Annotated in this window: 9 protein-coding genes; 5 read left to right on the plus strand and 4 right to left on the minus strand. The window is 54.1% G+C overall.

The genetic code is table 11. The features are described 5' to 3' along the window. Window positions 1-156: 156 nt before the first annotated feature. Together DFT_RS14815 and DFT_RS14820 are read left to right on the plus strand one after the other, a co-directional pair. Window positions 157-1,164 (plus strand): CsgG/HfaB family protein, encoded by a 1,008-nt coding sequence (locus DFT_RS14815; protein WP_054031927.1) that lies wholly within the window; start codon window positions 157-159, stop codon window positions 1,162-1,164. 52 nt (window positions 1,165-1,216) lie between these two features. Then, the gene (locus tag DFT_RS14820) at window positions 1,217-2,341 is read left to right on the plus strand and encodes a hypothetical protein (protein WP_054031928.1); all 1,125 of its coding nucleotides are present in this window, start codon (window positions 1,217-1,219) and stop codon (window positions 2,339-2,341) included. A 260-nt stretch (window positions 2,342-2,601) separates the two neighbouring features. Here DFT_RS14820 and DFT_RS14825 read toward each other — a convergent pair whose 3' ends face one another. From DFT_RS14825 to DFT_RS25910, 3 genes are all read right to left on the minus strand, one after another. Further along, the gene (locus DFT_RS14825) at window positions 2,602-2,973 is read right to left on the minus strand and encodes a CsgG/HfaB family protein (RefSeq protein ID WP_152972004.1); all 372 of its coding nucleotides are present in this window, start codon (window positions 2,971-2,973) and stop codon (window positions 2,602-2,604) included. Between the two features lie 148 nt (window positions 2,974-3,121). Further along, complete coding sequence (locus DFT_RS14830) at window positions 3,122-5,086, minus strand: tetratricopeptide repeat protein (protein WP_152972005.1); 1,965 nt, start codon at window positions 5,084-5,086, stop codon at window positions 3,122-3,124. Window positions 5,087-5,191: 105 nt separating this feature from the next. Continuing rightward, window positions 5,192-5,443, minus strand: a complete 252-nt coding sequence (locus tag DFT_RS25910) for a hypothetical protein (RefSeq protein WP_152972006.1) — start codon at window positions 5,441-5,443, stop codon at window positions 5,192-5,194. 287 nt (window positions 5,444-5,730) lie between these two features. Here DFT_RS25910 and DFT_RS14835 point away from each other — a divergent pair, with 287 nt between their 5' ends. The 3 genes from DFT_RS14835 to DFT_RS14845 are packed head-to-tail and all read left to right on the plus strand — an operon-like array spanning window position 5,731 to window position 9,319. Continuing rightward, entirely contained in the window at window positions 5,731-6,771 is a 1,041-nt protein-coding gene (locus DFT_RS14835) for a heterodisulfide reductase-related iron-sulfur binding cluster (protein WP_076750734.1), read from the plus strand. An 11-nt stretch (window positions 6,772-6,782) separates the two neighbouring features. Continuing rightward, window positions 6,783-8,141 carry an FAD-binding oxidoreductase gene (locus tag DFT_RS14840; protein ID WP_054031932.1) on the plus strand — a complete coding sequence of 453 codons (1,359 nt, stop codon included), beginning with the start codon at window positions 6,783-6,785 and terminating at the stop codon, window positions 8,139-8,141. Further along, the gene (locus tag DFT_RS14845; RefSeq protein ID WP_054031933.1) at window positions 8,141-9,319 is read left to right on the plus strand and encodes a (Fe-S)-binding protein; all 1,179 of its coding nucleotides are present in this window, start codon (window positions 8,141-8,143) and stop codon (window positions 9,317-9,319) included. Before DFT_RS14840 ends, DFT_RS14845 begins: the two co-directional genes overlap by 1 nt. Before the next feature lie 18 nt (window positions 9,320-9,337). On the opposite strand, the gene DFT_RS14850 is transcribed toward DFT_RS14845, so the two are convergent. Next, window positions 9,338-10,807: an adenylate/guanylate cyclase domain-containing protein gene (locus tag DFT_RS14850; protein ID WP_161807171.1), complete on the minus strand. Its 1,470-nt coding sequence runs from the start codon at window positions 10,805-10,807 to the stop codon at window positions 9,338-9,340. Window positions 10,808-11,239: the final 432 nt, after the last annotated feature.

Raw genomic sequence — 11,239 nt, forward strand, 5'->3', positions numbered from 1 at the left:
GAACCGCTTTTCGTTTTTCCGGACACCCTATCCCTTGACAAGGCCCTCCTCACCTTAATTTGGGTTTGAAAACCAGGCTATTTTCCGCTAAATCATCAGCTATCATGTCTTGAACGCGCAATTCATCACAAAACCACAACCCATATCGAGGACGCGATGATTCGTTCAAATCCAACCAAACTGGTGGCCATTATCGGTCTCAGCCTCTTACTGTCGACAGTCTTTGCAAGGGCGGATCAGGTGATCACTCCGGATCAGCGGCAATGGGCTCGCCAGGCGATCCAACAGGAAAAGCAGCTTGCCGCCATGACCAAACCCAACAGCATTGCGATCCTCTATTTCCGCAATCTGTCTGAGGATCGCGCCCTTGATCCACTTCAAAAGGGGCTGGCGATCATGCTGATCTCCGACTTGTCCAAGCTGGATATGATCACCGTCGTCGAACGAACGGAGCTGCAAGCCCTTGTTGAAGAGATCGGTCTTGGGCAATCCGGACTGGTCGATTCCAATACCACTCCTCGGGTCGGCCGTTTGTTGCAGTCCCAATATCTGATCGGTGGCTCTTTTTCAGGCAGTGCGGCAACGACGTTACATGTCGGCGCCCATTTGATCGATGTGGCACCGGGTAAAACCATTGGCCGAGCAGAAGTAAAGGACAAGATGGAACAGCTTTTCACTATTGAAAAGCAATTGCTCAACCAAATCATTTTAGACCTTAAAATCAATTTGACCCAACAGCAGAGACGTGACTTGGGTCGACCATTGAGTCGCAGCCAGGGTGCTTTGTTGGACCTGTTTCGGGGTATCGACGCGGTCGATCACCAGCAATTCGAGTCGGCGGCACAGTTCATGGATCGGGCGATTCAGCAGGACCCGAACCTGACGCTGGCCAAAACGTCGCTGCAGGAGCTGAAGGATAAGGGATTGGTTCCGCCATCCTACGGTGGTGGAGATGGTGCCCCAACGCCAGAAGAGAAAGCGGGTGAAGCAGAAATTCTCGAGCATCGCAGGCAGATGCTACGATCCGTGAGAAAGGAGACCTCCTTTTCGACCCAATTGCCGCCCGCCACCCCCCTGGCCCGCATTCCCCAACCGCCGTCAGTTCAGCCGACATCCCCTCCGCAGGAAGGGGAATCACCTATATTTGAACCTGATGAACCATGATACGCAGGCAAAACCATTCTAAAAAGCAGCGAAGACAGAAAGGAATTTCGTGATGCGAACGACCATGACCTGCATCTTGTTTCTCGCGGTTTCCGTGTTGGCTATTGTTCCGGCAGAGGCAGAAACCTATGGCCGGACAGGATTTCATATCGACTGGTGGAACAGCGATTCTGGAGAAGATGGATTCCAATACCATATCCCCATCGAGGCAGGACTCGACTACCGGAATTTTTATTTTAAGGTGCTCACCGCATACGCCTATAACGAAATCGACCCGGACAACGAAAGCAGTCGATCCTTCGATGGGTTTGTGGACACCAAGGTCAATCTGGCCTATGAAAGCGTGGCGAAATTGCCGGTGGATCTTTTATTTGCCCTGGATTTTAATTTGCCCACCGGAAAAACCGGAATGGATGCGAGAGACACGATCAGCATTGCCGATCCGGACAAGGCGACGATCACCCGCATGGGAGAAGGGTTCAACGTCAACCCGAATATTTCCGTTCTCAAACATTGGGGTGCACTGTATACCGCCGTCGGCGTTGGCTATATCTGGCGAGGCAGCTTCGATGCCGCCGACACCATGGAGGACTACGATCCGGGCAACGCCTTGAACTTGACGGGCGCCGTGGATTATATTTTCAATTCCCAATGGACCGGAAGCCTGTTCGGATCCTGGACGCGATTCGAAACCGACGAACTGGCAGGCGTCGATTATTATGAACCAGGCGATGTCACCATTGTCGGTGCTGGGGTCACCTATGCAAGAGCGACCTGGGAGTTGAACGGTGTGGTGAAAGCGATTTTCAGGGACAAGGATGAACGGCAAAACAACCTCGGGGTGCTGCAACCGGAGCCTGAGAACTATTTCGGTGATGAATGGATTGCCGAGATCAATGGTCGCGTTCAGATCACCGACCGCATGGATGTCAAAGCGTGGATCCAATACTTGATGATCGATGAAAACGATTATCCTACCACCGACCCGTATTACCTGAGCGAACGTGAAAAGACCCTGTTCGGCTGCGAATTGGTCGGACGCCTGACCGCCCGATGGGAGGCCGGCTTGAGACTGCAAGGCTACTTCATGGAGGTGGACAACAACCCGTCGAATTCCGCCGCCGGGTCGGATTTTGACGGCGGCAGCGCGACATTATGGGTATCGGCCCGCTTTTGATTGTTGGCGCTACTTAGTGTCCGTCCACAAACAGGCAAATTTGGTTTAGATCAAGGCGTGCGAAAAATTTTACCGCAGGCATATAGCTGATATTCCGAGGATAAAATTTTGAGCAGAACGCAGATATCGGGCAAATTGGCCATTTGTGGATGGGCACTACTTAAAAAAATCCAGAGGATGTCTGCGCGCTCCCTTCTGAGCTGTTCGCCGGATACTTCTATCCTGCGCACCGGGAACCGGATCGATGGGCCCTGACCAGGTCAGGGCGCCATCAAATCCAAGGCCGCATGATCGGCGGCCGATAGCCATCCATCTATATTTCCCGCCTTTGCCAGAGCGGTGGCTGTTTTGAGAATCTTTCCGCTGGCAACGTCCACCCGGCGCAAATCTAAACGCAAGGATGAACCCGCCACCTGAAAAGCCCCGAACACCATTTGTTGCGCACCGATGATACGGCCGAGTCTGAGCTGCGCCTGGGCATCGGCCACATCCGAACTGCCGATATTCAACTCTTCAATGGCCTTGAGGAGCTCCTGTCGCTCAACTGCCTGGTACGCTTGCATCTCCGTGATCCGTTGTACGATGCGACCAGCCAAAAAACCCCCGATCCCTTCCTGACCATGTGAGATCATGCTCAAGTCCTGTGGTTCCCACACCGCCACGGAAATTTTCAAATCCCCCGCCCCCTTGGGAGACCCGGCTCCGGCACATGCGGCTATCACCATGAAAAGCGTGCCTATTGCGGGCCAAAAGACCTTTCGCTTCGCCGCAGATTTCATCTTATTTGCCCTTCATGGCCATTTCCAGGATCACCTCTTTGACCTGGTCATCTCGCGCCGGTTCACGCTTCTTCTCGATGATACGGGCATAACATAAATCCGGCTCCACCCGGACCACCTCCAGGCGTGCCACCGATTGCGATTCGCTTTTCAACACACGTCCTTTATAGGTGATCTCTTTTCCCATTTCGACAACGTCAAAAGCACTGCCTGGGGTAACGCCCTGGTTGCGGCCCAAGTTGAGCATCACCTCTTTGCCGTCGACCTGAACGACATACCCCTGAAGCGGGTACTGGTCCATGACGGCCTTCAGGATTTCCCGATTCAAATCAAACAACTCGCGTTCCAGATCACCATTGGCCGGCAAACGATGCGTAATGGTCTTTGCAATGGCTGTGGTCTCCGTATCGATCATTCGCAGGTTCAACAAGGTGTTGTCGGGCAGGTAGAGCAATGTACCGGTCCCGATCAACTTGGCCGACAGAACTTTGCCCAATTGCAAGGCTGTCTGTGGGTCTGCGAGTTCCGAAGATCCCAGATTCAGTTCGGAAAGCAACAGTTCCATGACAGCCCGCTCGACCACCTTCACCCGACCCGAGGCATCCAACAATTCACCGAGACGTGCCGTCAGTGCGATGGACAATCCATCCCGGGATGCCAGACCACCGCGCTCTTGAACGTCGACCAGTGTCAACACCATTGGCCGGGAGGTCCACTGGTCTTCGGGCGGCGCCTTATCCGCCTTTTCTTGGCGCCTATACCGCTCGACCAGATTGCTGACCAGTTGGTCCATACGCTTTTTGCTTTCCGTATCCTTTTGCAAGGTCATCATTTGTTCGGCCTTTCTGGCCAACACAGAGGCGATGGTATCGGCTTGATCGAGGGCCAGGACTTGCCGGTATTCAGACAGGGCCCTGCTCCAAAGGCCCTCTTTTTCGTAGGTGACCCCCTTGTTGGAGGTCGGCTCAAGGTAGTAGGGGTCCATCGCAACGGCCTGGTCGAACAGACCGCGAGCCTTGCCATATTGCCCTTCCTGGGCGTAAAGACGTCCCAATTGATTCAATGTTTCCGTTTTTTGAAAGAGCGTCGCGTCGGTTCGGTTGAGTGCTTCCTGGTAGGCCTTCGCAGCACCCCCCCGATCCCCCTTGGCCATCAGAAGGTCTCCTTTGACCTTGTGGGGCACCGCCCTTTGGGGCGCCGCCTTCACCAACTCGTCGGCCAGAGCCATCGCCTTTTCGCTGTTTCCCTGGCGTGCCAGGATGATGGCCTGCCCCTCCTTACCGACGATGGCAGCTTGGCCTGGGGCCGCCGCAATTTCATCGAATACCTGCTTTGCCGCCTCGGTTTTGCCTTGGGACAGAGCCACGTACCCCTGAATCGCCCTGGCTTCCAGGTTGCCTGGATCCCTGCGAACGATGTCGGCACTGATGGCTTTGGCCAGCTCGGGCTCGTTGCGATGGATCTGGCGTTCGGCCAGCCGGATCAGCATCACCTCGGCCGTTTTACCGCCGCCTTGAAAATAGTCCAGGATTTCCAGATCAGGCCCCAATATGCACGCCACCGGCAGGATGACCTGTGCATCATATTGACGGCTGACGTCCATGGTATCGAGAAGAATGGGAAACTTGATATGCGTTTTAAGAATAAATTGTTCAACGGCGCCCGCTTTGGATCGCGTAATCCCCCACACCGTCAACTGTTCATCTCTATACTGCTGCAGCAATCTATCGAGCATCAAGAGGCCACCCTGGCTCGAGGAAGATTGGGCATCAAAGAAAAACAGGACCGTCATCTGCCGACCCTGTGCCTCCCTCAGAGAGCGCTGCTTGCCGGCTATGTCGGTCAAGGTGAATCCAGGCGCCTTTTCTCCGATGGTCATGGCCGAAAAAACGCTTTCGGCAGATAAAAAAGTAAACAGAACGAAGATCATTGCACAGATAACAATAGAGATCCATTTTACCTTCACTGGTTCACCTCCCGCTCGTCGCTGACGGCCATAAGGCACCTTCCTATAAGGCGTTCATCAGATTGCGTGTATAAATAATAGATATGGATCTTTTCTGGCGCGTTTTCAAAATTGATATAATCTGTTGTTTCTATAAAGTAAAGTACAATAGCGACCGGCATAAGGATGGGAAAGCGGGAAACCCGCGATCAGCATGAAGGATTTGATGAGAATCTGAAGATGATTTGGGTGCTCGTCGAGGCGTCTGGCCGGATGCAGCAAAAAGCCAGGGTGGCCCCGATCGACCACCCTGGATTCAACAAGCGCACCCTGCGGGAGCATTAGCAATATATATGCCGCTGCATGAATCGCATCCATCGAAAGGTTGTTCCTATCACCTTTTGCTCAGCAGGCTGATAGATATGCCCCTTTAACGAGATCAATTTTCTCACGCTCAGATCGATCCTCCTGCCACACATCTGAGCAAATACGGAATAAGGCAATTACACTATTTGCGCACATGAGCCGATAGGATCGCGCAGGACAATTTGCGTAATGCGACTTGATCTACTGTCGGATATGGGAGTATGGTATTCTTTGCGGCCAATCACCTGACGTTTACCCGAAACTATCCGCTGATCAACTGTCAAACAGGGGGATGCACGATGTTGACCTTACGCTTTGATGAAAACAAGTGCCTGGCATGCGACACAAGAGACTGCCTGACCAAATGTCAGTATTTGAACATGGACGTGGAGGAGGCCACCCTGGAAATACAAAACATCATCCAGGGGAAAAACTCGCGCGTACTTCACGAGTGCCGGACATGCTATGCCTGCGAAGAGTATTGTCCCATGGGAAACCACCCCTTTTACCTTATTGTCAGCCGCCAGGAAGAGCGGAACATTCCACCGTTGCCCGAGCCCATTATCCAGCAGGGCGTGCAGCTCGGCATTCCATTCCGCGGGGAACCTGAGATCTCGGAGATCAACGGCCCTGTACTGAACATGGGGGTTTTCAGCCAACTATCCCATCTTGCGCAGGGCAAACTGTTCGAAGGGTTAACCCTGATCTCCACCGACAAACGAAAAATGCATCATTACTTCTGCAACCTGATGTATCTTCACTTTGCCAGAATATCGATTATCAACGAACGGGTCCCAGGTATCATTCAAACGATTGCGGCGCATCGTCCCACCGAAGTCGTGCATTTTCACGATGAGTGCTATGGCACTTACAATTCCTACGCACAGGCATTCGGTATCGATGTGCCGTTTAAATCCATTCATCTATTTGAGCATTTGTATAACCGCCTGGTCGAACTTAAGGAAGAAATCCGGCCGCTGGGGTATAAGGTTGCATATCAGCGACCGTGTTCTTCCCGCCTGTCGCCGGACAAGCATCTCTTCGTGAAGAAGATATTCGACCTGATCGGAGTCGAGCATGTGGATCGCGAATACGTGGATGAAAACGCCCTATGTTGCGGTAGCACCATTTTATCCCAGAGGCAGAAAGGCAGTCGTAAATTCTGCCTCGATCTTCAGAATAAAAACATCGCGGATATGAGAAAGGCCGGCGCGCAACTGTGTATCTTCAACTGCCCCGCCTGTATGCAAACCATCGGCAAACAAGTGGCCGAAAGTGGCATCATGCCCATCTGGATGAGCGATCTGTGCCGTATGGCCATTGGTGAAAAACCCGCCTGAGGAGGAGATGGATGGATTCGATCTATGCTGCATTGATGGATATTGTCGGAGAAGACTACGTATCGAACCGAACCGAAGAACTCTTTACCTACTCCAAGGATCTGGGCACCTCCGAGCCCCAGTGGCCCGATTACGTGGCTGCCCCTAAAACCGTTGAACAGGTCAGCCGGATCCTCAAGTTGGCCAATGAACAGAAAGTGGCGGTGGTACCCCTCGGCGGCGGCCTGTCGCTCGCCGGCCTGGCACTCCCGCTCCGTGGGGGGATTACCCTGGATCTCAAACGCATGGACCAGATCCTCGAGCTCAATGAACAGGGCCGCTACATCGTGGTCGAGGCCGGCATCTCCCACGGCAAGGTCACGGCCTATCTTCACAAGCATGCACCGCGTCTGATGCATTCCGAACCCGGGGCGCCGGCGGCGGCCACCATTGGCGGCAACCTGGCGATCCACGGCCAGGGCGATCTGGCCCACCCTTACGGATTCAATTCGGACATGATCAACGGCCTGGAGGTGGTCCTGCCCACCGGAGAAATCTGCCGTTTTGGTTCCTGTGCGCTGGGCAACGACTGGTATACGCTCCACCCCTTGCCCGACTTGCAGCTTTTCCTGGGATGGAGCGGATGCACCGGCATCATCACCAAGGTGTCGCTGAGGCTGTTTCCATGCAAAAAATTCCAGGAGCAGGACATGTTCATTGTCCAGGATGAAAACCTGGTACCAGAAATCATCTATGAAATGACCCACATCGGCATGGCCGAAGACATCATGGCCATCAGCCAGGAGATCCCGCCGCCTTTCAATCGACTTCACTGCATTCTCGTCAATCTTTCGGGCGACTCAAAAGAGGAGCTGGAATTCAAACGACAGCTGATCTTTGACGGCAAGTTGGCCCGGTACATAGAGGACGGGGTCGGCGGCATCGGCGCCGTCGGGCAGAAAATCGATCGCCCTCAGATCAGCAAAACCTCGGACTGGCGCAAGGGCGGAGGATTCGAATATGTCGGCTCGATCGTACCGGTATCGTACTATCCGGAGTGTTACCGGCGCGGCTCTGAAATTTCCGCACGACACGGCATTCCCTATACCGTTCTGGGACGAGTGGTCGGCAGCAGCCATGGCATGATGTTTTCCTGGACATATGCCTTCAACCGGGCCGACGAGAAGACCGTAAGGCATGCCCGGGAAGCCTTGCATGAAACGGACCAAATGGTCTTGGAGTTGGGTGGCACGCTTTGGAAACCAGCGGTGTTCGGACAGAAACTGGTCATGGATCGGATGGATCCCAACACCCTTCAAATGATGAAAAAGGTAAAACATCTGCTGGACCCCAACGGCATCATGAATCCTGGAAACTGGGAGGTGGCCTGATGGCGCAGACACAATACAAATACATGGATGTGATCCACCGCTGTTTTCGATGCGGATACTGCAAGTTTCCCCAGGACTGGGAAGATGTGGACAACTGTCCGGCCTATGCCCGCCATCGCCTGGAAAGCCACTCCAACGGCGGCCGGCTCTGGTTGATCCGGGCGTGGATCAACGGTGAACTCGAGCTGACCGACCACCTGGCCGAAATCATCTATTCCTGCGTGGCCTGTAAGAACTGTGAAGAAAAATGCCCCCTTTCGTTTTCCGATGACATTTTGAACATGGTGATTGCCGCGAGAGCCGAAATGGTGGCCCAGGGGCGTATCCCCTCGCCGGTGAAGACCTATTTGAAAAACATCCAACTGCACGGCAACCCCTATGGGGTCGGCGCCAAAAAGCGCAGCGATTGGATAAAAGAGCTCTCCATCGAACCCTTTGAAAGACAGGAATTTCTCTTCTTTGTAGGCAGCGAAGGGGCCTATGACAGCCGTGCGCAAAGTACGGCCAGGGCGCTCTCGAGGCTGTTTCAAAAAGCGGAACTCTCTTTCGGCGTTCTGGGCAACGATGAAACCGACGACGGCAATGAGGTCGAACTGCTCGGCGAAGAAGGTTTGGTCGAGATGCTGGCCGAAAAAAACATCGCCACCTTCAACGAACGCGGTGTCAAAAACATCATCACCTTGTCGCCGCACGCCTACAATGCCCTAAAAAACATCTATCCGCGCTTTGGCGGCAGTTATCAAGTCTATCACTATACCCAGATCCTGCCGAACCTGATTCAGAGCGGCAGGCTTCATCCTCCCAAATTGGAAAAGACGAAGATCACCTATCATGATCCCTGTTTTCTCGGACGATGGAATCGCGAATACACGGCACCGCGAAGGGTACTGCAGTCCATCGGCGGATCGAAGTTGATCGAAATGGATCGCAACCGTAAAAGCGCATTCTGCTGCGGCGGCGGTTCGGGCAATTACTACACGGATCTATTGGGCGGCAGCGAAGACAGCCCGGCGCGCATCCGGGCGCGCCAGGCCCATGCCACCGGTGCGACTATTCTGGCCGTTGCCTGCCCCAATTGTTTGACCATGCTCGAAGATGGGATCAAGGTAGAGGGGCTGGAGGGCAAAATCCAGGTGAAGGACATCGCCGAATTGATCGATGGTGAATCGGCCTCATAGCGCCGGCCCCATCGGCATTCAGAGTGTATACAAAGAGATAGGACGGGCAATACCCTTCAGGGATGTCTCTGGAAGCGGTGTCAGAGGGAGATCCCCGGTTAGACGATCCCTGGTGGCACCGCTGAGGATGATTTCGGTGCGATGCACCTTGTTCAGCTCCTGCAGTCGGGAGGCAATATTGACCGTGTCTCCGACCAGGGCGTATGAGAGGCGGTTCGGGCTGCCGATATTGGCGGCCAGGGCCTCGCCCGAGTGGATGCCGATGCCATGACGCAACAGCGGGTATCCTGCGGTTCGCAACTCGGCATTGACTTGGTGTATCCGCCGTGACATCTCACGGGCCGCCGCCACCGCCAGGCAGGCATGGTCGTGGCGCGAGACGGGCGCCCCAAAAACCGCCTCGATCTCATCCCCGAGAAACTGCAGCACCAGTCCCTTATGCGCCTGGATGGCTTCTTCCATGCTGCGGAAATAGCGGTTGATGATCCTGACCACCTCCTTGACTTCGCCGTCAAGCGGAATCCGGCCGGAAAGAATTTCGTCCCGTACCTCGTGGGCCACATAGCGGCCGAACGTCTCTTTGATCATGTCCCGCTCTTTGAGCCCTTCGGTCATCTGGTTGATCACCTCGCCTGCATATCCGATCTCGTCGTTGGACGTCACCGGCACTTTGGAGTCAAAGTTGCCTTGCCGCACCTGTTTGAGAACGCCGATCACATGATTCAACTGTCGGGTTAAATTCCCCTTGACCAGCAGGGTGATCCATGAGCCGATAGCGATAAAAACAAGGGAGTTGACGGCGATGGCCATGCCGCATTGGGTCACCGTCGTCGAAGAGGCGATGGCCGACACCTTCATCTGTCGAAGAGTACCGAGGATAGCGATGAAAGGAATGATGTTACAGCCCATAAGCATAGCCGTCAGCCGCACGCCGATACGAATCCGAAGCACGCCGGGCGTCGTAGAAATCCTGCCATCGGGAAAAAACACCGGCGTTACCCATTTGTGTCCCGCATACTCCAAGGTAAAAAAAGCGATGATACTCGTCACCAATCCGGTATAAAGTCCCACTGCGAACATGAATTGAACGACATGGGGCTGTGCGCCCATGGACCACGCCCCGATGCTGAAGTAAAACGACGATGCGATCCAGAGCCCAAAGTCCATGAGAATCAGAAAAAAGGGCTCGTTGAGCGAACGTCGGCGCAATGGCACCGGCAAAGCTTCTTTCAGTGTTTTACCAGGATGAAAATGGGCGTGCAGATATCTTCGCAGCGGACGTTCGTATGCCAGTGTCAGGACAAACCCCGTCATGAAAGCGATGGGGGTGAAATATAAATTGAGCCGGTCCACCTGGGCCCGCATCGCCTCCGGCAGTGGATTCCACACCCCGGTAATCATCTGGGTAATAAGGAAACCGATGAGATTGCTGATCAGATTGGCGATCAACATCCCGTTTTTCAGGCGATAATATTGCCATTTGTTCATCGGAGATGCTCCCGTGGCTTTTTTTGACCCTATAAAACAAATGATCACCCCGAACAAGCTGGTTTCCAGCAGTTCTAACTGAATGTGGTTCATCTTGAAGGGCATGCATTCCAGTTGTTTGATAAAAAAATTCGCAAGGCAATGGAGATGGCAGGCCCGGGTGGGACAGGTGGCCAGGGCCACGTGAGCCTGCGGTCTTAGAGCCAGTTAAATGCAAACGGCGGACAAGCGGCCCAGACTGTTTGAGCGCAGCGAGTTTCTGGGCCGCCCGCAGTGCATTTTACTGGCTCTTGACCGCTTGGCGTGTGGCATCGGCCACCTGCCCCACCCGGGCCGGGTTTAATGAATGGCATTCAGTTAGAATCGCTGGCCGGTTTCATCCACCCTTGACAAGCATGCGGCTCAGCGCATATAGCTCGGGGCACTTTTTCA

It is taken from the genome of Desulfatitalea tepidiphila, from assembly GCF_001293685.1.
Taxonomy (GTDB): domain Bacteria; phylum Desulfobacterota; class Desulfobacteria; order Desulfobacterales; family Desulfosarcinaceae; genus Desulfatitalea; species Desulfatitalea tepidiphila.